Source organism: Pseudomonas sp. Je.1.5.c, from assembly GCF_051129895.1.
In the GTDB taxonomy this organism is placed as follows: domain Bacteria; phylum Pseudomonadota; class Gammaproteobacteria; order Pseudomonadales; family Pseudomonadaceae; genus Aquipseudomonas; species Aquipseudomonas urmiensis.
This window is the reverse complement of record NZ_JBCPSP010000004.1, coordinates 1-21,276: the sequence shown is the minus strand read 5'-3', so window position 1 is coordinate 21,276 and position 21,276 is coordinate 1. Positions and strand designations below refer to the sequence as shown.

General features: G+C 55.4%; 24 protein-coding genes and 1 pseudogene. 14 read left to right on the top strand and 11 right to left on the bottom strand.

Features of this window, described 5'->3' with window-relative positions; genetic code table 11:
- Positions 1-34: 34 nt before the first annotated feature.
- Complete coding sequence (locus tag AAZU54_RS04850) at positions 35-268, top strand: PLD nuclease N-terminal domain-containing protein (RefSeq protein ID WP_186553324.1); 234 nt, start codon at positions 35-37, stop codon at positions 266-268.
- A 34-nt stretch (positions 269-302) separates the two neighbouring features.
- Positions 303-629: pseudogene (locus tag AAZU54_RS04845) on the top strand (SDR family oxidoreductase); the annotation flags it as partial.
- Between the two features lie 424 nt (positions 630-1,053).
- Here the strand turns inward: AAZU54_RS04845 and AAZU54_RS04840 are convergent.
- Positions 1,054-1,440: a cupin domain-containing protein gene (locus AAZU54_RS04840; protein ID WP_186553325.1), complete on the bottom strand. Its 387-nt coding sequence runs from the start codon at positions 1,438-1,440 to the stop codon at positions 1,054-1,056.
- A gap of 73 nt (positions 1,441-1,513) precedes the next feature.
- The gene (locus AAZU54_RS04835) at positions 1,514-2,338 is read right to left on the bottom strand and encodes an AraC family transcriptional regulator (protein WP_186553326.1); all 825 of its coding nucleotides are present in this window, start codon (positions 2,336-2,338) and stop codon (positions 1,514-1,516) included.
- A 322-nt stretch (positions 2,339-2,660) separates the two neighbouring features.
- Here AAZU54_RS04835 and AAZU54_RS04830 point away from each other — a divergent pair, with 322 nt between their 5' ends.
- Positions 2,661-3,140, top strand: a complete 480-nt coding sequence (locus AAZU54_RS04830; RefSeq protein ID WP_023532684.1) for a carboxymuconolactone decarboxylase family protein — start codon at positions 2,661-2,663, stop codon at positions 3,138-3,140.
- On the opposite strand, the gene AAZU54_RS04825 is transcribed toward AAZU54_RS04830, so the two are convergent.
- Positions 3,133-4,569 carry a PLP-dependent aminotransferase family protein gene (locus tag AAZU54_RS04825; RefSeq protein WP_033728313.1) on the bottom strand — a complete coding sequence of 479 codons (1,437 nt, stop codon included), beginning with the start codon at positions 4,567-4,569 and terminating at the stop codon, positions 3,133-3,135. The two genes, AAZU54_RS04830 and AAZU54_RS04825, sit on opposite strands and share 8 nt — an antisense overlap.
- Before the next feature lie 90 nt (positions 4,570-4,659).
- On the opposite strand from AAZU54_RS04825, the gene AAZU54_RS04820 reads away from it, so the two are divergent.
- The 4 genes from AAZU54_RS04820 to AAZU54_RS04805 all read left to right on the top strand — a co-directional run bounded on the left by AAZU54_RS04820 (position 4,660) and on the right by AAZU54_RS04805 (position 7,669).
- Entirely contained in the window at positions 4,660-5,142 is a 483-nt protein-coding gene (locus tag AAZU54_RS04820) for a GNAT family N-acetyltransferase (protein ID WP_023532427.1), read from the top strand.
- A 30-nt stretch (positions 5,143-5,172) separates the two neighbouring features.
- Positions 5,173-5,850, top strand: coding sequence for an FMN-dependent NADH-azoreductase (locus tag AAZU54_RS04815; RefSeq protein ID WP_023532703.1), 678 nt, complete (start codon positions 5,173-5,175; stop codon positions 5,848-5,850).
- Positions 5,851-5,960: 110 nt separating this feature from the next.
- Positions 5,961-6,410, top strand: coding sequence for a carboxymuconolactone decarboxylase family protein (locus AAZU54_RS04810; protein WP_023532827.1), 450 nt, complete (start codon positions 5,961-5,963; stop codon positions 6,408-6,410).
- A gap of 272 nt (positions 6,411-6,682) precedes the next feature.
- Positions 6,683-7,669 (top strand): LysR family transcriptional regulator, encoded by a 987-nt coding sequence (locus AAZU54_RS04805; RefSeq protein ID WP_177408881.1) that lies wholly within the window; start codon positions 6,683-6,685, stop codon positions 7,667-7,669.
- Positions 7,670-7,688: 19 nt separating this feature from the next.
- On the opposite strand, the gene AAZU54_RS04800 is transcribed toward AAZU54_RS04805, so the two are convergent.
- Positions 7,689-8,150 carry a RidA family protein gene (locus AAZU54_RS04800; RefSeq protein ID WP_058133611.1) on the bottom strand — a complete coding sequence of 154 codons (462 nt, stop codon included), beginning with the start codon at positions 8,148-8,150 and terminating at the stop codon, positions 7,689-7,691.
- 208 nt (positions 8,151-8,358) lie between these two features.
- Between AAZU54_RS04800 and AAZU54_RS04795 the strand changes: the two genes are divergently transcribed.
- Together AAZU54_RS04795 and AAZU54_RS04790 are read left to right on the top strand one after the other, a co-directional pair.
- Positions 8,359-9,045 (top strand): hydrolase, encoded by a 687-nt coding sequence (locus AAZU54_RS04795; protein WP_084296595.1) that lies wholly within the window; start codon positions 8,359-8,361, stop codon positions 9,043-9,045.
- 167 nt (positions 9,046-9,212) lie between these two features.
- A complete protein-coding gene (locus tag AAZU54_RS04790; protein WP_089230371.1) occupies positions 9,213-9,593 on the top strand; it encodes a helix-turn-helix domain-containing protein in 381 nt (126 codons plus the stop codon).
- A 293-nt stretch (positions 9,594-9,886) separates the two neighbouring features.
- Here the strand turns inward: AAZU54_RS04790 and AAZU54_RS04785 are convergent, their stop codons facing one another.
- The gene (locus AAZU54_RS04785) at positions 9,887-10,300 is read right to left on the bottom strand and encodes a hypothetical protein (RefSeq protein ID WP_434726669.1); all 414 of its coding nucleotides are present in this window, start codon (positions 10,298-10,300) and stop codon (positions 9,887-9,889) included.
- The gene (locus tag AAZU54_RS04780) at positions 10,297-10,539 is read right to left on the bottom strand and encodes a hypothetical protein (RefSeq protein WP_434726668.1); all 243 of its coding nucleotides are present in this window, start codon (positions 10,537-10,539) and stop codon (positions 10,297-10,299) included. Before AAZU54_RS04780 ends, AAZU54_RS04785 begins: the two co-directional genes overlap by 4 nt.
- A gap of 261 nt (positions 10,540-10,800) precedes the next feature.
- Here AAZU54_RS04780 and AAZU54_RS04775 point away from each other — a divergent pair, with 261 nt between their 5' ends.
- Complete coding sequence (locus AAZU54_RS04775; RefSeq protein ID WP_434726811.1) at positions 10,801-11,139, top strand: SH3 domain-containing protein; 339 nt, start codon at positions 10,801-10,803, stop codon at positions 11,137-11,139.
- A gap of 202 nt (positions 11,140-11,341) precedes the next feature.
- On the opposite strand, the gene AAZU54_RS04770 is transcribed toward AAZU54_RS04775, so the two are convergent.
- On the bottom strand, positions 11,342-13,093 hold the full coding sequence (locus AAZU54_RS04770) for a hypothetical protein (RefSeq protein ID WP_434726667.1): 1,752 nt from the start codon (positions 13,091-13,093) through the stop codon (positions 11,342-11,344).
- A gap of 137 nt (positions 13,094-13,230) precedes the next feature.
- On the opposite strand from AAZU54_RS04770, the gene AAZU54_RS04765 reads away from it, so the two are divergent.
- Positions 13,231-13,560 carry a hypothetical protein gene (locus tag AAZU54_RS04765; RefSeq protein WP_129933803.1) on the top strand — a complete coding sequence of 110 codons (330 nt, stop codon included), beginning with the start codon at positions 13,231-13,233 and terminating at the stop codon, positions 13,558-13,560.
- 162 nt (positions 13,561-13,722) lie between these two features.
- Positions 13,723-14,046, top strand: a complete 324-nt coding sequence (locus AAZU54_RS04760; RefSeq protein ID WP_405128870.1) for a hypothetical protein — start codon at positions 13,723-13,725, stop codon at positions 14,044-14,046.
- Between the two features lie 518 nt (positions 14,047-14,564).
- Here AAZU54_RS04760 and AAZU54_RS04755 read toward each other — a convergent pair.
- From AAZU54_RS04755 to AAZU54_RS04745, 3 genes are all read right to left on the bottom strand, one after another.
- Entirely contained in the window at positions 14,565-16,001 is a 1,437-nt protein-coding gene (locus AAZU54_RS04755) for a coniferyl aldehyde dehydrogenase (RefSeq protein WP_434726666.1), read from the bottom strand.
- The gene (locus AAZU54_RS04750; RefSeq protein ID WP_434726665.1) at positions 15,998-17,254 is read right to left on the bottom strand and encodes an NADH:flavin oxidoreductase/NADH oxidase family protein; all 1,257 of its coding nucleotides are present in this window, start codon (positions 17,252-17,254) and stop codon (positions 15,998-16,000) included. Before AAZU54_RS04750 ends, AAZU54_RS04755 begins: the two co-directional genes overlap by 4 nt.
- Before the next feature lie 73 nt (positions 17,255-17,327).
- Complete coding sequence (locus AAZU54_RS04745) at positions 17,328-18,404, bottom strand: saccharopine dehydrogenase family protein (protein WP_434726664.1); 1,077 nt, start codon at positions 18,402-18,404, stop codon at positions 17,328-17,330.
- 195 nt (positions 18,405-18,599) lie between these two features.
- On the opposite strand from AAZU54_RS04745, the gene AAZU54_RS04740 reads away from it, so the two are divergent.
- A complete protein-coding gene (locus AAZU54_RS04740) occupies positions 18,600-19,403 on the top strand; it encodes a type 1 glutamine amidotransferase domain-containing protein (RefSeq protein ID WP_434726663.1) in 804 nt (267 codons plus the stop codon).
- A gap of 115 nt (positions 19,404-19,518) precedes the next feature.
- Positions 19,519-20,445 (top strand): acetoacetate decarboxylase (ADC), encoded by a 927-nt coding sequence (locus tag AAZU54_RS04735; RefSeq protein WP_405128995.1) that lies wholly within the window; start codon positions 19,519-19,521, stop codon positions 20,443-20,445.
- A 15-nt stretch (positions 20,446-20,460) separates the two neighbouring features.
- Here the strand turns inward: AAZU54_RS04735 and AAZU54_RS04730 are convergent, their stop codons facing one another.
- Positions 20,461-20,940: a MerR family transcriptional regulator gene (locus AAZU54_RS04730; protein ID WP_238215091.1), complete on the bottom strand. Its 480-nt coding sequence runs from the start codon at positions 20,938-20,940 to the stop codon at positions 20,461-20,463.
- Positions 20,941-21,276: the final 336 nt, after the last annotated feature.

Below are 21,276 nucleotides of genomic sequence, written 5' to 3'. Positions count from 1 at the left end.
TCCCAGTAACGCCAAGCTCATAGGAGATCAGCTGATGAAAGATCTTGCCATGTACTACTGGATTGCCGTCGCGGCAATTGTCTTGCTCGTTGACCTGTGGGCCATCGTCAGTGTGTTCAGAAGCGACAAATCCGATGCGACCAAAGCGCTCTGGGCCTTGGTGATTCTCGCGCTGCCCCTGGTTGGCCTGGGTATCTGGGGTGTCGCCGGTCCACGCGGGATCAAACGCGGCACCGGACCGACTTCGGATGAACACAGCAAGGGCTGAACAATGTCTGCCGCCTACTGAAGAGGGGTGCACCATGCTCGATAAAGCGACCGGTATGAAACCAGGGGAGCGCTACTGCGTCGATAACATCGAGCGCACCCATCAGTTTCCGGGGTTCTTCCTAGACGGCAAGTACTACCTAGGGCCCGAGCTGCTGACCGCTGTGGGCTGGCTCGAAGGTAGGCAGTTCATCTACGACAGCCTGGATGCCCAGGGAGACCCGGTTTTTCCTGATCGGATAGCCGGGACCCTCGACGACCTGAAGCTGACCCTGATAGATGGAACGCGCCTTGATCTTTCAAGGATCGAGGCCCGTGCCACGCTGGCGAGTCAGACTACGCACGGCCAGCCGCAGCGTGAGCCGGAAACCGCGCTGACGCACCGCGAAGAGCAAGATCCAAGTGTCATGGGCGGTTGGCCAAACCATAAAAGCAAGGCACCACTCATCATCGGCGCGGCACTGCTGGGGCTCGTCGCTGGGCTGTTCATCAGACGCGTGCAACGCAAACAGCGGTAGCGCGCTGACCGCTCGGGCGTTGCGCAGGCACTTTGCCGGCTACCGTTGCAAGCGCTGGGGCAGATACTGACAGCGCTAGTAAATCCGACGTGGACCAGTAGAGCGCCCTGACGGCTTATCGATTCTGGGTGTTTGAGTGCCGCGGCTTACCTCGATTCGAGGCGGTGCCAGTCTTGACCAGCTCATCGATATGGGCATGACACGGCCCGTCTCGAATAGGTGTCCGCCTCACGCCCTGATGAGGCTAGCCACTGCTGTCGATGTCGACTCAGATCCAGACGTCATTCAGCGCTGTTCGCTTCCCGCCTTCGTGACCGGTATTCAACACGCCTCGCGGCTCGATCATCATCAGTTTTGTTTCCGTCTGTGCCGCCGTTCTGTGCTCAACACCACGTGGTACGACATACAATTCGCCTGGTTTCACATGAACGCAGCCCTCGGGGAGATCGATGCGCAAGAGGCCTTCGAGCACAAGAAAAGCTTCATCGGTTTCCGGGTGTGAATGCCAGATAAATTCACCTTCGATGCGTACCACCTTGAATTGGTAGTCGTTCATTTCCGCGACGACCCTTGGACTCCATTGCTGCTCGATCAAAGACGCTTTTTGAGTCAGGTTCACAGGCTGTGCTGTCAATTGCTGATGCATGCTGGACATAGCTGATCCTCTCTAAATTGGAGTGACCAGCGTATCGAACGGGAAGCGCGCTGTTCTTGTACGATCCTGCAACTTAGCGAACAGTGCGTAAGCGTTCCAGCCAACGCAGAGGCGGCACGCCGTAGGTGCGCGTGAAGTGCCGGGTCATGTGGCTCTGATCGTGAAAGCCCGCGGCGAGGGCGGCATCGACCAGTGTGAAGCCATCCAGAATCAGTCTGCGGAAACAGTCCAAGCGCCTTAGCGTGACAAAACGGTATGGGCTGGTGCCATAGAGGGCCCGAAAGTCTCGCGACAAGCTCCATTGCTCACGCCCACTCGCCTGTTCGAGCATCTCCAGCGTGATGCCCACGTGAAGATGCTCCATGATGAACGCCCTGGCGCGCTCGGCAGAGCGGTAATCCAGACGTTTGCGGCCACGCGGCTTGCCGCCGACTGCACGAAGCGCCATTGCCAAGTCATAAACGGCGTCCTGTTCCTCTAGTGTTTCCAGAGGATGATCCAGTGCCTGCACGAAAGCCTCGCTGGCGTGGTACAGGCGCGGGTCGCAGGATACTCCGCCAGCAATGAAAGGCAGCGCTTCTCCCCCGAGAACGTTCTGTATCAGCGACGGGTCGATGTAGGCCATCCGGTAGCGAAAACCCACATCCGTGCCAGCCATGCCGTCATGCACTTCGTCGGGATGCAGCACAAGCGTGTTGCCTGGCATGCCGTGGCACAGCGCGCCCTTGTAATGAAAGCTCTGAACGCCGGCAAGGGTACGGCCTATCGAATAGGTATCGTGCCGATGCGGGTCGTAGCCATGGCCGCCAAACCATGCTTCGATGCGCTCTACACTGCCAGGTGTTGTGCTTCGTATGACCCAATCAGTGGTGGCTGACGAGATTGCTTTGCGCTCCATGAATTGCTCACTGCTCGTGCGCCATTTTGAGTGTGAATAGTCCACCCTATTTCAGGATTACGCGAGCACCCAATCCATTTCCGCTTCCCTTTGGATCGATAGCTGCCGTTCGCGACAGACCGCTATCGACCCATTGCGGCCATTCGCGGAGGGCAATGAACGGCCTATAGCGCCCCTTCGACCATACCGCTCGATGGGTGTTCATGGCGTACTTCGATACAGACATGGCCTAGTTCGAAGCTACCATCTTGGCCCTGTGGGGCTATTCCAAGCGTTGCTACAGTGGGCTCCAACAAACTCCACCCACTGCGAGCAACTACCCATGAACAACCGCCTTGATTACTTCAAGCTGTCTCCCCAAGCGTCCAACAAACTGGTGGAACTCACCCTACAACTGAGCAAGAAACCGCCACTGGCCGATCTTGCCCACCTGATCATGTTGCGCGCTTCGCAGCTCAACGGCTGTGCGTTCTGCGTGGATATGCATGTGAAAGAGGCCAAGATCCATGGCGAGCGCGAGCTGCGTCTTCACCACGTGGCCGTATGGCGTGAGTCAGGGCTGTTTTCGCCAGTAGAGCGGGCGGCGCTGGAGTGGACTGAAGCCCTAACCCAACTGCCGCCTCATGGTATCTCCAACAGCCTGTATGCGAGTGCGCTTGAGCAGTTTTCCGAGCAGGAGCTGTCGGATTTGTCGTTCCTAATCGTCGCCATCAATGGCTGGAATCGCCTCAATGTGGCCTTCCAGGCGATCCCCGGCTCGTCCGATGAGCTGTTCGGCCTGAACAAGGCCAACCTCAACTGAGTAACTTGCTGATCAACGCGCCAAGCTGCTCGCCTGGAGCCGTCGTGGCGCAGTTGGTAAAACTCAGAAGCAGACCTGACTGACGCTGCGATGACGCAGCCCAGCGCGACAACGCTTGTACCGACATACCCCTGGCCAGCACCTGCTCGGCCAGGGCGGTGTCGCTTACGTCCTCCGGCAAACGCAGTACTAAGTGCATGCCGCCTGGCGAGCGTTCCACCTGCAGACCCTTCGGCAAACTCCGGTCCAGTGCTTCGATGGTCAATGCCCGTCGCTCGTTGTAGAGGCGGCGCATGCGTTGGATATGCCGAGCGAAGTGTCCCTCGGCAACGAACTCCGCCACCAAAGCCTGGGTAATTGACGGTGACCCGGCAGCAAACAAGGCCCGGCCGACGCGCTCGAACGCTGCCACCTGCGCCTGCGGCACCACCAGATAAGCCAGGCGAATACCGGGAAACAGCACCTTGCTGAAGGTGCCGGCATACAGCACGCGCCCATGGCGATCCAAGCTGGCCAGCGCTGGAAGTGGACGGCTGACGTAGCGGTACTCGCCGTCGTAATCGTCCTCGACAATCCAGCCACCGGTGCGGGCAGCCCAATCGAGTAGCAGTTGCCGGCGTGGCAGCGACAGTGCCATCGACAGCGGGCTCTGATGCCCTGGTGTCACCATGACGACCTGAGCAGTCCGAGAACCCGCGATGGCGTGTTCTACGTTCATGCCTTCGGCATCAACCGGCACCGCTTCCAGGTCCAGGCCGAACTGGCGAAGCACCTGGCGCGTAGTGGGATAGCCCGGGTCTTCCACCCAGGCGCACTCGCCTGGCTGCAACAGGGTATGTGCGACTAAGGACAGGCTATTGCGCCAACCGCTGGTGATAAACACCTGATGGGCACCGCAATCGATACCTCGGGACACCTGCAGATACGAAGCAATGGCGCTGCGCAACGCTGCCAGGCCGTGGGGTGCCGGATAGTCCAGATCTCCAAGACGCATCCCACGGAGATACCGAGCACCGAGACGCGCCCATATCTTGCGCGGAAATGCATCCAGCGCCGGTACCCCCATCTGGAACGGCAACAGCTGCGGTGGACGCCAGAGCGAATCAGGTGCGTCTTCGATCACTTGGCTGCTGACTGGTAATGCGGTGGCCTCCGACACGGGCTTCTGCAGTTCAGGATTGATTACGGTGCCTTTCTGCCCGAGCGCCAGGAGGTAACCCTCGCTGGCCAGCAGCGAATAGGCCAATTCGACGGTGCCACGGGCCACCCCCAGCTCCTTGGCCATGGCGCGCGCCGACGGCAAGCGGTCACCGGGGGACAACGTGCCTGCGGCAACGGCGGCCAGTACGCGGTCGTACAGTTGACGATACAGAGGCAAGGCAGACTGCTCTTCCAAGGGAGCAAAAGGCGGCTTAGGGGAGGTCATCATGGCCTAGTTCATATCCCATTTCTTGGCTCAATCAAGTGGGTCAATGGTAGTCCAATATAGCGCCATCACCTACTCATGAGGGCAACTCCCATGACATCCCCTTTGCACAACTTCATACCCAGCGTGCTCGACCTGGCCGACACGTCCCTGCGCCCCCTGGACAGCACCCATGACCTCTGCAGCGCATTCCCGGTAATGCAGCAATTGCGCCCTCATCTGACGAGCGAAGCTGACTTCGTCAGCCGCATCGAGCGTATGCGCGTTGAAGGCTATCGCCTGATTGGTGCTTATGACTTAGGCGTTCTTGTGGCACTGGCTGGTTACCGCTTACAGGAAAACCTGGTCTACGGCGCATTCCTGTATGTCGATGACCTTGTAACCGCCGAGGCTCAGCGGGGAGGTCAGTGGGGCTCGCGCTTATTGCAAGCCTTGGAGCGACTGGCCCGCGCCAGCGGTTGTGCACGCCTGGTGCTCGACACGGGTTTGGCCAACGCCCGCGCGCAACGCTTCTACTTCCGTGAAGGCCTGTTGACGGGTGCACTGCGCTTTCAGAAACAGTTCGATACGCCATAACCCGCACGCACATCCAAGGAGGCGAACCTCATGACATCGTCACAACAGCCACTTGCTCCTTTGCGCATTCTTCGCCTGGTCGCCAGCCCCAATGCAGAGGATTCGGAAAGTCTGAAACTGTCCCAGCAGATCCTGTTTGCCTTGGCCAGTCAGGCCGGCAGAAGGGGTATCCAGTTGACCGATTTAGACCTCAACTCCTTGGCCCCAGTCGATGCGCCTTACGCCCAGGCGTTAGCCAATCAGCGCGTAGTCATAGCAAGCGGTCAGGAGGGTACGTTGAGCCGTTCCGACGAGTTGATCGACCAACTGCAGGCATGCGACGTACTGCTGATTGCCACGCCGATGCACAACTACAGCGTGCCCGCCCCACTCAAGATGTGGATCGACCAGGTGGTACGCGTGGGCAAAACGTTTCTGGGCACCGCCAAAGGCAAAGTCGGATCGCTGACGGATCGTCCGGTTTACGTCGCAATAGCTTGCGGGGGCTACATCAGCGGCCAGCATGCCCGTCAACCCGACTTTCTGCGACCCTACCTGTCCGCCGTCCTCGCCACCATCGGTCTCAATCACGTGTACTACTTCACCGTTGAAGGTACCGCCAAGGGTGTGGAGTCACTGAATACTGGGAGGGAAACAGGGTACGGTGAGGTGCAGACGTTCTTTGGTAGGGATAGCCATGGTGTGGATCAAGTCTGCAGCCCGCTTTAAGAACATCATCGAATTCAAGCGTATAGGTTTGCACATTAGCTGGGCGGTGTGCCGTCAAGCGGCAATCCGCATGTCACCCTCTTCATTGCTCAAAGACAGGAAAAGAAATCATGAGTCGACTCAATTGGTTTGAAGCTTCGCCTGGTGCAGCCAAGGCCCTTGGCGGGCTGCATCATTTCGTGACCACCGCGACAAATTTGCCAGCCCCGTTGATTCACCTCGTGTTTCTCAGGGTGTCTCAAATCAACGGCTGCGCCCATTGCATCGATCTGCACTCACGCGATCTGATCAAAGCAGGTATTTCAGTGGACAAAGTGCTGTTAGTACCAGTATGGCATGAAGCGCACTATTTGTTCTCGGATCAGGAGCGCTCAGCATTGGCCTGGGCAGAAGAAGTGACGCGGGTAAGCGAGACACATGTATCCGACGAAGCTTACGCAGCAGCATCGGCAATGTTTGCCGAAAAGGACCTTGTCGACCTGACAGCGGCCATTGCCGCAATGAACGCTTTTAACCGTATGGGCGTCAGCTTCCGACTCAAACCTGCCGCTAAAACGTGATGACCTATGACTCAACATGCAAACGCAGTACTTCAGAGACCGCCCTAGTATTGCCTACAGTCTGTTTCAGGCCTTTGCGGCCCCTTCTGAACGACGGGTATGAGCCGAAAGCAGTCTCTGACGGACGTCCGCAATGGGTCGAAGGCGGACGCTCGCGATTGACTGCGTTCAAAATAAGCTGGCATATGTCTCGGATTGAATGAGTGTGACTTACTCCCAGAATGGTGGGCAGACTAATCCCCTTCTCGTATCATTGCTCCTCCTCATCTGGAATGATTTTCGTGAATCCTTCACCTGGAAGTGTCTCGCCGATCCAATCGAATTCTAATGGACCGAAATGGGATGCCGGAGAAGCTGTAAGCCAGCTTTCCTGGGACGACTTGCGTATCATCAAAACGCTGAGTGACTGTAGCAACCGCGCGGCCACGGCCAAGAAGCTCGGCATCAATGTGTCCACCGTCTCGCGCCGGGTCGCGCAGGTTGAGAAGACGCTTGGGGTCGCGCTGTTCGATCATCGTAAGGCGGGGTATCTTCTGACTGCCGAGGGTGCCGAACTGCGTGCACTGGCCGAGCGCGTTGAACTGGACATCGTCAGTGTCACCCGCAGGGTTTCTCGCGCCGGCCAAGGCCCGCTGGGGAAACTGCGAATCACCACCAGCGACTCGCTGCTGCTGTACTTTCTAACGCCTATCATCGCGGACTTCAAAGCCCTCAATGAGGGGATCACCGTTGAGGTATTAGTCGGCAACCAGACGTTGAGTTTGGCGAGGGACGAGTCGGACATTGCGATACGTGCGACCAAAAAACCGGCAGATACCCTAGTGGGTCGCAAGCTCGCCAACATCGCCTGGGCGCCGTATCGCAGCGTCAAGCAGGCAGCGATTGCCGACCCCTTCGCTGAGGGGCAGTCGTGGGTATCCTACTCGGGAGGCCTGTGCGGATTGAAGGCAACGAGCTACGTCGAATGTCGGGTGCCCTCTGAGTTCATCTCCTACCGCACCGATTCCGTGGCGGCTGCGAGCGCGGCTATTGCAGCAGGTCTCGGTTTTGGCTTCCTCCCCTGCATGCTGGGCGACATTACCCCAGGATTGGTTCGGGCAGGCCAAGTAGTTCAGGAGCTTCAGGATGAGCTATGGTTGCTTACCCACCAGGACATCAGGAAATCCTGGCGGGTGAAAGCATTCATGACGTTCTGCGCCGCTGCCGTGGCCGACCTCAAACCGCTGGTCGAAGGTCAGCAGGCCATCCCGGTTTCATAGCGGAAACCGGGAGCACCGTTCATTTGGCGTGGGCGCCGATGACAGCTCGACACACGATCTCAATCAGCTGGGGACGCTGGGCGAGCCGCGATACACCAATGATATTGCTGGCCGCCTGCGGGCGTTCTGTGCCGTAAGCTGCCTTACGCACCTTGCCGACGACCGCAAAAGCAGCGTCCATGTCCAGCACATACAGCGTTTCCTCAACGACATCCTGCATCGTGGCGCCATACAGGGCGAGCAACTTGGCAATGTTGTCGTAGGAAACCCGCATCTGTTCGCCCATTGACGAAAAATCGCTCGGACGACCGTCAGCATCCAGTGGCGCCGGCGCTACCAGGTTGCCTTCTTCGTCATGGTTGAACTGCCCCGAGATGAAAATCTCGTTCCCGACTCGCCGCGCCTGCGGATAGCCGTAGCCCTCTTCCCATGGAACGCCCCAGTAGGCGGTGTCGTCGTTGAAAGGTCGTGAAGCGGCCATTGGATTCTCCTTGGCGAAAAATGGATCGACGTGATCCGACTGGCCGAGATCCTAGCACCGGATTGGACGCTACCTGTGGTGCAGTTATGCTCCCTCAAGAGCGCAAAAATGCGCCACCGTTTCGCTGAGTGTTTCGCTATCTTGTGCTGGCACTCGGCGACAACCCGCCGGGGAAACTCTCGCCACCGTTCAACAAAAGGGAAGAACAATGAGCAATCCACACACTGAAGTCCTCACCCCGCTCAACAGCCAACTGATCTTCATCGATCAGCAACCGCAGATGGCTTTTGGCGTACAAAGCATTGACCGGCAGACGTTGAAGAACAATACCGTGGGCCTGGCCAAAGCAGCCAAGATCTTCAATGTCCCCACCATCTTCACCACGGTCGAAACCGAGAGTTTCTCCGGCCATACCTACCCCGAACTGCTCGCGGTATTCCCTGATGCGCCGTTGCTGGAGCGCACCTCCATGAACTCCTGGGACGACCAGAAGGTTCGCGACGCGCTGAAAAAGAACGGTCGGAACAAGATCATTGTTTCGGGCCTGTGGACTGAGGTCTGCAACACCACCTTCGCACTGTCCGCCATGCACGATGCGGGCTACGAGATCTACATGGTTGCCGACGCTTCCGGCGGCACGACCAAGGAAGCACACGACTACGCCATGCAGCGCATGATCCAGGCGGGCGTAGTGCCAGTAACCTGGCAACAGGTGCTGCTGGAGTGGCAGCGCGACTGGAAAAACCGCGACACCTACGATGCGGTCATGGAACTGGTCAAAGAGCATTCGGGTGCCTACGGCATGGGCGTCGACTACGCCTACACCATGGTGCACAAAGCGCCAGAGCGTGTTCAGCACGGCCCTACCTTGGCGCCCGAGGCCGCATCGATCTGAGACCTGATCAGCCCCAAAGTTGATTTTATGCTCAACAAGCGGGGCCGGAACGAACCGATCCGGGCGATCAGTCATGACGGAGTGCTTGAAGCTTCAGAAGATGCTTCACCGAATAGTGCCGCCCGGATCAATTCATCTTCAGATTTTTTCAGGACGAATTGATCTCCATGAACAGTGCTAAAGGCATCGTTATAGCCTACGTCGCGATTAAGTCGACGGGGCGGCTTAAACCATGGCAAGTCAAAACGGCCAAGCAGCTGATGTTGGATCATCTGGATATCGGCATTTCGGTCACCGCACTTGCGGAAGCATGCGGACTGTCGCGCAGCTATTTCTCGCGCAGGTTCAAGGAATCCACACAGGTCTCTCCTCAGCAGTGGTTGCGTGAGCAGCGGCTGAGGAAGAGTAAAGAACTGCTAGAGACATCGACGATGATGCTCGCCGAGATCGCCCTAGAGTGCGGCTTCTACGATCAGCCACATTTCTGCCGAGCGTTTATGAAATCCGAAGGCCTAACGCCTCAGGCATGGCAGCAACAGGTGGCTTAGCCGGAACTGTGTGCCGCTAAATTCGGCGTGTACTGCCTTCGTAGATTTCGCTCGCTAGCTCTCCTTTCCGGCATAGGTGGGGTACTAAGGTACTACGGCTCTCCAAGACAATTTCCTGAAGGACCGCTATGGGTCGATAGCGGTCATTCACGACCAGCCGCTTCTGACCCATAGCGGACACTTTATATCCGTCTACGAAAAATGAATGATCTGCGATACCGTAGGCTCTTACGACTCCCAACGAGCGACTTGGCATGAACGAAATGGTCGATGAGCGTACATCTCCCTCAGGTTCAAATGGTGACCCCATTAGCGGTGATCAGATGAGGCAGCTCGCTAAACAGGCCAAGGTTTTCGGTGACAGCGCTCAACTGAAGCAGCTCGCTGAACAGGCCAATGCTTTCGGTGACAGCGCTCAACTGAAGCAGTTCGCTGAACAGGCCAGGGCTTTCGATGGCAGCGCTCAATTGAAACAGATCGCTGAACAGGCCAAGGCTTTCGGCAGCAGCGCCCAACTGAAACAGATCGCTGAACAGGCCAGGGCTTTCGATGGCAGCGCTCAACTGAAACAGATCGCTGAACAGGCCAGGGCTTTCGTTGGCAGCGCTCAAATGAAACAGATCGCTGAACAGGCCAGGGCTTTCGTTGGCAGCGCTCAACTGAGGCAGATCGCCGAGCAGGCTAAGGCTTTCGGTGACAGTGCTCAACTGAGGAGATCGCTGAACAGGCCGGGGCTTTCGGTGGCAGCGCTCAACTGAAGCAGATCGCCGAACAGGCTAAGGCTTTCGGTGACAGTGCTCAACTGAAGCAGATCGCTGAACAGGCCAGGGCTTTCGGTGGCAGCGCTCAGCTGAAGCAGATCGCCGAACAGGCTAAGGCTTTCGGTGACAGTGCACAACTGAAGCAAATCGCTGAACAGGCCAAAGCTTGGAGTAACAACATTCATTTGAGCCGCTTCGCTCAACAGACGCTACCTGCAAGTCTGACTTTCGACGTTCTGGTAGGCGAGCTTGTCGCTCGCTCTAATAAGAACGAAGATGTACACGGATCAGCGGGCAGGCCGGGCACAGTTGTTGCTGGCACTGAAAATACGGTATCGACGGCAGAATTGTTTACCGTAGAAATATATCCCGACACTAGTACCTGGCGAAAATTTTCTGAGATACCTACTTGGCTATTATATTTATGGCTGATTTGCATCGCGCCGATGTTGACTGTGCTGGCTAATTGGGAGGCCATACGAACGGGCTTGGTAGATATAAATGCACGCATGCCGCAAACGCATTCTTTCGCCAACCTAAGGCGTTTCATAAGCTCCAACCTCGCTGGCAAGCCGGGAGATGTTCGTCTTGTCACGGGTTCTAGCGTTCGGCTGAGAGTAGCACCCGGGATGAAATCGGATGTGATTTTAACTCTGCCCAAATATGCTCCTGTAGTTGTCTTGGGGAAGGAAGACCGTACTTGGCTCTACGTCAGATATGAGCATGAAGGATTTCTGGTAGACGGGTATGTATCTACTAAGTTTCTAAAAAAAATCAGGAAGTAGATCCAGCTTCAAGAGAAGTAAGTGGATGCTTTTGGCCGACATCTGTATTTGGTGAAGGGCAGCTATGGGGCGATATCGTCACCCGGGCCGTCAGCTATCGACCCATAGCCGCCTTTCGCGACTGGCAACTAATGGCCAGAAGTGTCCATTCGAAAGCGCCTACGGAATAAGAAACGATCAGATCCTTCGAAGTAAAGCATGACTACTCGCTCATTTTTTTATTGAGCTCGCGAGCAATAAGGGAAGGATAGTGGCATCCCCTACTAAATAAACGACACACGTTAGGGATTATTTCGAGGGACTCAGGAGTCGGAAAAAAATCAAACGCTCCGGCTGGTGAATCGGAGGTTAGCCAGTCGATAAGACTATTTTCAGATATCAGATAGGGACGCACACGCTGTATGTCACGTTTGTTAGCGACTTCCCGAGTTGCCTCAACAATATTAGTGTCCTCATCGCCCAATCCCTTCTCGTCGATCCAGCTAAATATTCTCTTAAAGAATTTTTCAATATTCTCTAAAGGATTGAAGATAAATTCCTGGTCAAGCTCTAGCTTGAGACAGTACCGATTGTATTCGGTAAGCGCCCTCTTAATATTATAATCAACAATGTCATTCGTAAAGTTGGCTAACTGAATGGTATACAGCTGAGGCATACTTTCCAAATAGATGGCCAGAAGCGGATTTACTTTTGCTACTGATCGTCCCGGATCATCCGACATGGCTAGACCAATACAAAAAAGCGCCGCCTGGTTTTCTAGAACGCCGAGGGGCCAACGACGTGCGGCAGTTAAGCAATTTTGAAAGCTCGACTGAGCGCGCTCCCTATCCTCATCATATAAAGCCAATATCCCATCTAAGAAATTAGATGCCCCCTCAAAAAATGGCCTTCGCTTAAGATTAAGCAGGGTGAGCTGCAATCTTTTAAAGTGTTCGCGGCTATCCGAAATTAGAGCTCCTTTCTCTAGGAGTTTAACTAGACCACTGATTCCGCTAGGTGGTGAGAAAGCTCTACTCAGGCTGAGTATATTAATGTAAGGGCTGCACGTTTCGGGAGTAAAATTCAGACATTTGCTAGGATCTTCAGCACCATAGAGCTCACCGAGTAGCTGATCATTGAAAATTGCTAGCACGTTGTCACTGTCTATTTTGCTATATATCGACATAAACTTAGACATTTCGGCAACAAACTCTGAAAAAGCATCCGGCGACCAGCCGTCCATTATTTTTTTTAGCCGATTCAGTGCCATCGTTGCTGAGTAAAATCCTGCCAAAGTGTCGACTAGCTTCTTTCGCTCCTCAGAGTCTAAGATTTGTACAAGCTCTCGATCCAGTGTTATAAGTTCGGAAATTTGCGTGGCGGTGAATTTTGAGGTTTTAAAATCAAGAGAGTTAAGGCTCTTTCTAATGCTAAGGTCTGGTGCTTTTTTGTCTTTTAGTGCACGGCCTAGCAAATCTCGAAATGCTATCTGGCAGGCTCGAATAGGTTCGTTGTTCGCATGAGCAATTAAGCTAACACAATCACCTACATGTTTTAATGGGCTAAAATCTTTTAGCATGGGCTCAATTTGGCTCAGCAGCATTGCTAGTTGAGGAGCTGCAAACGCAATCGTTAGCTGTTGGTTAACTTCTCCTTGGGTCTCGCTCTCATATACAGGACTTGAGCGAATCCAAGATACCAATTGTTGCATGTGGCCGAAATGGCGCTCGAGAATGCTTTTTAATTCAACGTTTTCTTCGGTCTCGTAAATCGAGCGTCCGATCATAGCGTCAAGAAGCGAATTGCGTCCCTTGATCAGCTCTTGATAGCGATCCTGCTTGGTGGCGTAGCTGCGAGCGAGAGATAGCTTTTCCGACTGGGTGCGTCCTACGCAGAAGATGTCGCCGATCCTCTCGACGAATCCATCCACTGAGGGAAGGGTGATGGTGGGGAATGCTGTATGCGATCGGTCCATGACAGAGGCTCCTTAAAAATCCGGCGAGACGACCTACCTAGGTGGCGGCATCATACCTCAGCTCGCGGTCACCAGCGCTTGGCCGCACCGGTAACGCGTGAGCACAACAAGCCATTGAACCTCGCGGAGAGTGAAAAGTGAAAAACTTGAAAGGTGCGTTTCTTGATAGCGCGCTCAAAAAAATTGCCCTGGATATGATAGCCGTCCAAGAAACCGGCCTCGCCATAGACGTTACCGACACGTTGCGAAACCTAAACAATAAGCACAAATTAGTCCCAACTGAGGAGTTCGAGAGCCTAAAGAATGATGTACATCTAAGCATCGCATATGAGCGCGGGCGTAAACTGAAATCTATGAGTACCGCCGGCTACTGCAGGTACCGAGCTGAACCTCATGTTGAGGCGGCTATGGAAACCATGAATCGCCTTGGTACGTTGTTTAACGCCCCGGAAGAGAAAACTAGCTGAGAAAGACGCTGCCGCTACGTAACGGTACTTTAAACGGTAGCTTTGCGGCAGCGCCGAACCCACTCAATCCGGTCGGCGTTAATGGCATTCGGTAATCCGAGTGTAGAAACTATTCGGCCAATAAGTGTTTTAGATTTTGAATATATAAAGAGATAACGCGAAATGAGCGTGAAGCGTAATTTTCTGATGACATATACCGTGACCGCGTATTTAGATGAAGATAGAGTGATAGCTGATCGCGGCCGTCGAAAAATTGCCGAAATGGATGTCCTCGGATGGGTAAAAACCGAAGGGATTGAAACTGCATTTAGCGGAACGCTCACCCTGCCTAAAGGTGACATCGACGCGCAACGACACGAAGCCAGCGAGCAGGTATACAACACAATTAAAGAGCAAATGAAGCAAGCTGACGCATACACCGCATGTCAGGTGTCAATTATATTTTTAGTTGATGGACTTGGCCCGCACTTTATGCTCACAGTCTGAAATCAGCCGGTGATGATCAGAGTGGCACACTTCAGTGTGCCAACCAATACCTAACACCTCAATATGGCTCATGCATAGAAGTTTCTGCAATTGGGGCATGGAGATTTAATAGTGGATGCATTTGACTGCGTGTCCACCGGAGTCTGTCGACGGAGGCGGTATTTTGAATCCGAACCACTGTCGCCACTATGCACTATTGATCAGCGTGGAGACACCTTTCCCAGAGGGCAGCATTGGGTCGACTCCTACCCTTCGTGAAGGGCAGCTTAGGGTCGACAGAGGACAGTGGTGACCGGCCGCTTTCGACCCATAGCGGCCCTTCGTGCAGGGCAGCAATCGGCCAGAAGCGGCCCTTCGTGACAGGCAAAAATCAGCCAAAAGTGCGCTTTATCTGATCACGAATGAAGCACACTGGCGTGTTGTTGCCCACGATGCCCAGATGCCTCGTCGCGGAGCTTGTCTGCCAACGGACTGAAACAGCTTGGCGCTGGTGTACTTCTCTACCGCTCGACTCGGAGTTATGGCCGCGCCCGAAGCGTGATTGCTATGGCGAATTTAGCCAGTTTGCCGAAAGGTGCTCTGAGCAGGCTAGGTAGGCTCCAGCGACCCTGTACGAATACTCCCTTGGCATGGCTCATGGAGCGAAACCCCTCGATACCGTGGTAGGCCCCCATACCGCTCGGCCCTACGCCGCCGAATGGTAGATCATCCACAGCAACGTGCAGCAGAGTGTTGTTGATGCCGACATTCCCGGATGTGGTGCGCTTGAGCACAGCCTCGCTATCGGCATCCATATTGCCGAAATAGTAAAGCGCTAGTGGACGCGGCCTGGCGTTGATGTAGTCAATTACTTCGTCGAGAGAGCGGTAGGTGCGAACCGGTAGCAGTGGGCCGAAGATTTCTTCCTGCATGACCAATGCATCGTCTTCGGCTCCCACGATCAACACCGGAGCCAATGTCCGCGTTCGCTCTGTCGCACGCTCTGGGGTCACTCCTACCTCGATCACGTCTGCTCCCTTTGCGCGCGCGTCTTTGATGAGCATATGCAACCGCATGTAATGCCTGTCGCTGATGATCGAGGTGTAATCGGGACTGGCTGGGCCTTGCGGATAAGTACGGGCAACAGCGTCGCGGTATTGGGTGATGAACTTGCCCAGGTCGTCTTCATGAACCAGGGCGTAGTCCGGTGCAACGCAGGTCTGACCAGCATTGGATAATTTGCCGAAGACGATGCTTTCCAATGCGCTACGCCCTGTATGGCCTGGCGCCAAGACCACGGGGCTCTTGCCGCCCAGTTCAAGGGTCAGCGGTACCAGATTGTCACTGGCGGCGCGCATTACCATTCGACCTACCTGAGTGCTGCCGGTGAACAGCAGGTGATCGAACGGAAGGCTGCTGAAATAGGCGCCTGTCTCAGGGCCGCCGGGTACCACTGCTACCTCATCGGCAGAAAAGCAGCTCGCCAGCATGCGCTGAATCAATTCGCTGGTGCGTGGCGTAAGCTCGGAGGGTTTGATCATCACCCGGTTGCCAGCCGCGAGCGCAGTTGCCAATGGGATGAAGGTTAGGGAGAACGGGTAGTTCCAAGGCGCCATGACTCCAATCACACCTTTAGGCTGGTACTCCACATAGGCGCGGCCGGCGCGATGAAACGCCGCGACATGACGACGTTCGGGCTTCATGAAACGGCGCAGGTGTCGTAACAAGTAGTCAATGGACTGAACCACGCCAAGCAGTTCCATGATGTCGGTTTCATGCCTGGAGCGATTGCCGAAATCAGTACTGATCGCATCCTCTACTTCACGCCTGTGAGCGAGCACCACCGCGCGCAATTTGATCAGGTTGGCCCTGCGTCGTTTGTGGCCGGGTGGCCCGTCGTTAAGGAATGCCCTTCTTTGTTGATCGAGCGTATTGGCGATGTCGATAACTGGGGAGTCTTCTACAGCGACGGTCATCTTGCGTCTCCCAGGCCTTTGTAATGCGCAGACGTTTCAATCCATTTCCGGTACTGGCGAGTGCGAAAGGCCATGAAGAGCTGTTGCAGGATCAGCGCGCGCAACGGTGAAACGCTCGGATCGGGCTTTTTAGCCCGGCTGAGTTTGCGCAATTGAAACTTCACTACTGCCATGTTCGCCAAGGATGCGATGGCTTTGTTTTTCCAGGTGATCGGCGGCAATTGAGGGGCATTCTCTTTGCCCTGCAACCAATCACGAGGCAAGTGCGGATTGATGGCTAACGCCGTTCCGATGCCCACCATGTCCACACCACTCTGCACGACGCTTTCGGCCACCGGGCGGCGACGTATACCGCCGGTGACCATCACCGGCATTTGGGCGACGGTTTGGAGATCACGGGCGAACTCAAGGAAATAAGCTTCGCGAGCGAGGGTGCGACCATCGCGCGCGTCACCCTGCATGGCGGGTACTTCGTAGCTGCCTCCCGACAACTCCACCATGTCCACGCCCAGGTCGTTGAGCAACTCAACTACCTTTTTCGCATCATCGGCGGTGAATCCTCCGCGCTGGAAATCGGCGGAGTTGAGTTTGACCGCCACTGCAAAATCCGCAGAAATCACAGCCCTGACGGCCTTGACGATTTCGAGCAACAGGCGTGCCCGGTTTTCTAGAGAACCACCCCACTCGTCCGTCCTTTGGTTGGTCAACGGCGAAAGAAACTGGCTCAACAAATAGCCATGGGCAGCGTGGATTTCCACGCCGGTGAATCCGGCTTGTTCGCCCAGACGTGCGGTGTTCGCAAAGCGCTGAATGACTTCTTCGATCACGCCAGCGGTCATCGCGTGAGGCGTGGCAAAACGCTTGGACATTTTACCCAGTTCCAGCGGCACGGCTGACGGTGCCCAGGTTTTTTGCCCAAGATTGGACTGCATCTGCCGACCTGGGTGATTGATCTGCAACCAGAACTGCGCACCGCTAGATCGCCCAATACGCGCCCAGCGCTTGAACTTGTCCAGTTGCTGATCGTCCTGCAACACCACGCCACCCGGCCCGGTCATGGCGCGGCCGTCGACCATCACGTTGCCGGTGATAATCAGGCCTGCACCACCGTCGGCCCATGCTTGATAGAGACGCATGAGTTCTTCGGAGGGTGCCTGGTCAGCATCCGCCATGTTCTCTTCCATGGCGGCTTTGGCGATTCGGTTCTTGATGGTCGAACCGTTGGGAAGCATCAGGGTGTTGAACACATTCATCGAGCAGTCCTCAACTGGAGATGAGGCCACCTTAAGCTTGAAGTAAACTTTAAGGTCAATACCTTTTTCAAGGTCAGTCGATGTTCAACGCGCCAGACCCTGGCAAGCGCGTCACCATATGGGCGCCCAACAACCGAGCGGGTGTGTAGGCGCCGCCAGCTGGGCGCATCTGTAGCAGGTAGTCGACCACAGCCAAGGCTGCGTCGACCGTCAGACTGTAGACGTTTGCGGTGTGCACGCGTGCGACTTTGCATTCGCCGCGAGCGTTTCTAGCCTCACCCCATACATAGGTGCCTTGATCGGCACGCTTTTCCTGATCCGGGCCGACTACTGTCTTGCCGATGCGCGCCTTCAGCAGGCTCTGCACGAAGGACAAACCCAACAGTGGACGAATGAAATTGGCGAATTTGGCGCCGCGAATCATCCCCGCAGAGCCTGGAATAAACACTTCGATATTGGCAATACCAGTGGTATGCCAAGCTGTGGAAACGTCGCCCCAAGGAATGGTCATGGCCAATTTCTCTCCGGCGCCAAAGTCGATACGCCGTACCCGATACGCCAGCGGTACTGAGACGATTTTGCCGTCACGACGAACTTTGCCGCCCTGCGCCATGCCTTCAATCGAAGTTTTGGCAGTACCGGGTGAAAAGCTTGAGCGCGAATCAAACCCCAGCGCCAGATACGTTGCATCCGGCAGTGCGTTTTTCAATGCAGCGGCGACACAGTCAGTCGGCACCACATCGAAGCCGACGCCGGGGCAAATGACCACACCCGCCGCGCGCGCCCGTTCACTCAAGGACTGGGCGTGCTCAAATACGGCAATTTCGCCGGTGATGTCCAGGTAGTGGGCATTGGCGCGCAAGCAGGCTTCCATCATAGGGGTGGCGGTCGCTGAAAACGGCCCTGCGCAATTCAGAACCAAGCCATGGCCTTTGATCTGAGCCAGCAACCGCACTTCATCGTCCAGTCCGAACACTCGGGTTTCAACGCCCAGCTCCCGACCCAGGGCTTCGACCTTGTCACGGTTGCGTCCCGCCAGCACAGGTTTAAGTCCACGCTTAACAGCATCACGAGCGATCAACTCGCCGGTGTAGCCATTGGCGCCATAGATCATCCATTTGAACATATCCAGGTTGTCTTGCTGACCCATGCATTGCTCCTGACGGTATTGATGACGTGCGTTATTGCCTTGCCCAATCAGTGTCAGACGCTAGCGTTAAAGTCAGGTTGAGGGTCAAGCGGAAGTGAGCAACTGCGGACGGAAATTATTTGCAGTAGTGGGGATTGACCTTAAAGCGAGGTTTAAGGTGAGCATGCGCTGACCTGCTTGATTGATGGAACCCGGATGATGCTCAAGACCTTTGTTTCTTATGCGTTGGTATTGATAGGTAGCGCTTTCATGACATTTGCAAATGCTGACACCGCCCCTTCCACAATGACTGCCAAGAATCGCCAAATTCTGGTGATTCTGACCAATCACGCCAGCTATCCATCGCGAACCGATACCACGGGGTTGTGGCTGACTGAGCTAACGCATTTCACCGATGTAGTGGAGGCGGCTGGCTACAGCACAGTTTTTGCCAGTCCCAAAGGCGGAGCGGTGCCACTGGACGAGCGCAGCCTAGGTTGGCTGTACATGGACAAGGCCGCCCGAGAGCATTTGCAGTCCCCGGTCTTTCGCGCTCGCCTGCAAAGCACGCTGCCGATCGCCGATATCGATCCGTCCCAGTTCGGCGTCATCTACTTCACCGGGGGCCATGGAGTGATGTGGGACTTCCCCAATAATCCCGACCTGCGGCGTGTCGCCGAAACCATCTACAACCAAGGTGGCATCGTCTCGGCCGTCTGCCATGGCGTAGCGGGTCTGTTGGATCTGAAGGATGAACAAGGCCAGTTGATCATCAAGGGCAAGAACATCACCGGTTTCTCTGATCGCGAAGAGCTGTTCTCCGGCATGAAAAGCCAGGTTCCCTTCTTCCTTGAGGATAAGTTGGTGAGCCAGGGTGCGCGATACCGCAAGGGCTGGCTGCCATTCACGTCATTTGCCATCACGGATGGAAGGCTTGTCACCGGCCAAAACCCTCAATCGCCCAAAGCTGTAGCTGAAGCCGTGATGGCGTTGCTCTCTGGCGAAAACGTAACTCGCTGAACCCTGAAGTAGTTCCCACCTCGCGGAGAAAGACCGATTGAAACTCGCAAGCGCCGTATTAACAGGATTGCTGTTCAGCTCAATTGCCAACTCTGTGTTGGCGGGGACGCCTGAAATGCTCAGCCCGACTGAAACCAACACAATCGATATCGCAGGCCACACAGTGCCGGTCGTCAAGGGCGGCCTGTACGACCGTTATCGCTCGAATCCGCCCTTGTCAGTGATTGCAGCAGAACTGCCGGATGTTGATTTGAGCTGGTTCAAAGGACTGGAAAAGCACAAGGTCGACATTGGCTTCGAGTCATACTCCCCGAACTTTTACTACCAGAACAGTCGCGTTACGGCGGTCTATACAGCCGATCTGGACGCACTGCGGGCCCTGATGCCTCCGGAAGTAATGGCCACCGTGCAACCCCTACAAGTCTGGCCGGGCCGTGGTTTGATAGCATTCACCGCGTACACGTATGAACATTGCGATAACGACGCCTATAACGAAGTGGCCGTGTCGATTATCACCAACAAGCCCGGCAAATCGAATCTGGGGCCGTTCACGCTGATTGGCCAGTCGATGTCTGGCGATTTCTGGGGCTATGTGCTCAAGCTGCCTGTCAATACAGAGCTTGCGCGGGTTCGTGGTGTCGTCGGCTATAACCTGCCGAAATGGCTGACCGGGATTGACCGCAAAGAAGGTGAGCAATCGGTAGTCTATGACATCACCGACAGCCAGACCGGCAAGGTCGATGTGTCCTTCAAAGCGAAGAAGCTCAATGGCCTCTCGCATGATGTCGATATCGTCACCAGCAGCTTCACCAACCTCGATCATCAGGGCCGACTGGCCTATGGGTACGCTGTTTCCCGCCAGCTCAGCCACGGCTCCAGCCGCGATGCGGATTCGGCCACCCTTACCCTGGGTGACGGCAGCCTGTCGAATTACCTCCGTGCCCTGAAACTCGGGAAAATGATGAAGTACGAATACGTGCCTGAGTTCCAGAGTGCGCTCTACGCGCCTAAACCGCTTGCCACTCTGGTTGGCGAGCGCTGAAACCTGTTACGCCTGTCAGGCCCGGGAAGCCTGGCGGGCGTTTTTTCTCGTGGAAGACGTTACCGCACGCTTGCCGGAAGCTTGGCCACCCCCTTCTTCACGCAAACGATTTATCAGCATTTGCGCATTGTCCGCACACGCCATGCCTTCGGGCTTACCCTCGATGCCCTTGATGACGAGCAGAAGTTGCGCTTTGTTCTGGGCTAGCCGTTCCTGTAGAACACCGATTTCCTCAACCTTTTGCTTGAGCCCACTGAGCAACTCATCGTGCTGCCAGCCGCTGGCATTCATTGGCATCAATTGCCGGATTTCTTCCAATGAAAAACCAGCCGCCTGCGCTCCGGTGATGATCTCCAGAACCCACTCGGTATCAGGCGCATAGTCCCTGTAGCCATTTGCTTTGCGCTCGACGGACCTGATCAGGCCGCTCGCCTCATAGAACCGGATGCGTGACGGCGCCAACCCGCTGATTTTCGACAGTTCGCCTATTCTCATAACCCACCCTGAAAAATCTATTGACCTTGAAGTTGACTTTAAACCTAAAGTCATAAGGCGGCCAAGTAGCACAAATGCGACGTGTTGCTCAGCCGTTATGGAAGTCATGGGGCAGGCGCAACCATCCACAATCGCGCCCTCTGAACCGCCTATCGGATGGGCTGCACTTTGTTCATTCAAGGCCATGCTCCGAACGCGATTCGGTATAGTGAACTGGTCAACTTATTTTGGACACCAGTTAAGGTTTCATGCCGCATCCTTGAGCTTTTTCTCCATGGCTACCGGGGTTTGATAACCGTTGTAGCTGTGGAGGCGCTTCAGGTTGTAGCGGACCAA

Coding starts and splice junctions, on each gene's coding strand:
- AAZU54_RS04795 (WP_084296595.1), top strand. CDS start 8,359: ATGAGCAATCCACACACTGAAGTCCTCACCCCGCTCAACAGCCAACTG.
- AAZU54_RS04810 (WP_023532827.1), top strand. CDS start 5,961: ATGAGTCGACTCAATTGGTTTGAAGCTTCGCCTGGTGCAGCCAAGGCC.
- AAZU54_RS04835 (WP_186553326.1), bottom strand. CDS start 2,338: ATGGAGCGCAAAGCAATCTCGTCAGCCACCACTGATTGGGTCATACGA.
- AAZU54_RS04735 (WP_405128995.1), top strand. CDS start 19,519: ATGCTCAGCCCGACTGAAACCAACACAATCGATATCGCAGGCCACACA.
- AAZU54_RS04815 (WP_023532703.1), top strand. CDS start 5,173: ATGACATCGTCACAACAGCCACTTGCTCCTTTGCGCATTCTTCGCCTG.
- AAZU54_RS04850 (WP_186553324.1), top strand. CDS start 35: ATGAAAGATCTTGCCATGTACTACTGGATTGCCGTCGCGGCAATTGTC.
- AAZU54_RS04770 (WP_434726667.1), bottom strand. CDS start 13,093: ATGGACCGATCGCATACAGCATTCCCCACCATCACCCTTCCCTCAGTG.
- AAZU54_RS04740 (WP_434726663.1), top strand. CDS start 18,600: ATGATGCTCAAGACCTTTGTTTCTTATGCGTTGGTATTGATAGGTAGC.
- AAZU54_RS04840 (WP_186553325.1), bottom strand. CDS start 1,440: ATGTCCAGCATGCATCAGCAATTGACAGCACAGCCTGTGAACCTGACT.
- AAZU54_RS04745 (WP_434726664.1), bottom strand. CDS start 18,404: ATGGGTCAGCAAGACAACCTGGATATGTTCAAATGGATGATCTATGGC.
- AAZU54_RS04775 (WP_434726811.1), top strand. CDS start 10,801: ATGTTGACTGTGCTGGCTAATTGGGAGGCCATACGAACGGGCTTGGTA.
- AAZU54_RS04805 (WP_177408881.1), top strand. CDS start 6,683: ATGATTTTCGTGAATCCTTCACCTGGAAGTGTCTCGCCGATCCAATCG.
- AAZU54_RS04790 (WP_089230371.1), top strand. CDS start 9,213: ATGAACAGTGCTAAAGGCATCGTTATAGCCTACGTCGCGATTAAGTCG.
- AAZU54_RS04830 (WP_023532684.1), top strand. CDS start 2,661: ATGAACAACCGCCTTGATTACTTCAAGCTGTCTCCCCAAGCGTCCAAC.
- AAZU54_RS04800 (WP_058133611.1), bottom strand. CDS start 8,150: ATGGCCGCTTCACGACCTTTCAACGACGACACCGCCTACTGGGGCGTT.
- AAZU54_RS04825 (WP_033728313.1), bottom strand. CDS start 4,569: ATGATGACCTCCCCTAAGCCGCCTTTTGCTCCCTTGGAAGAGCAGTCT.
- AAZU54_RS04755 (WP_434726666.1), bottom strand. CDS start 16,001: ATGACCGTCGCTGTAGAAGACTCCCCAGTTATCGACATCGCCAATACG.
- AAZU54_RS04760 (WP_405128870.1), top strand. CDS start 13,723: ATGAGCGTGAAGCGTAATTTTCTGATGACATATACCGTGACCGCGTAT.
- AAZU54_RS04750 (WP_434726665.1), bottom strand. CDS start 17,254: ATGAATGTGTTCAACACCCTGATGCTTCCCAACGGTTCGACCATCAAG.
- AAZU54_RS04820 (WP_023532427.1), top strand. CDS start 4,660: ATGACATCCCCTTTGCACAACTTCATACCCAGCGTGCTCGACCTGGCC.
- AAZU54_RS04730 (WP_238215091.1), bottom strand. CDS start 20,940: ATGAGAATAGGCGAACTGTCGAAAATCAGCGGGTTGGCGCCGTCACGC.
- AAZU54_RS04780 (WP_434726668.1), bottom strand. CDS start 10,539: ATGAATGTTGTTACTCCAAGCTTTGGCCTGTTCAGCGATTTGCTTCAG.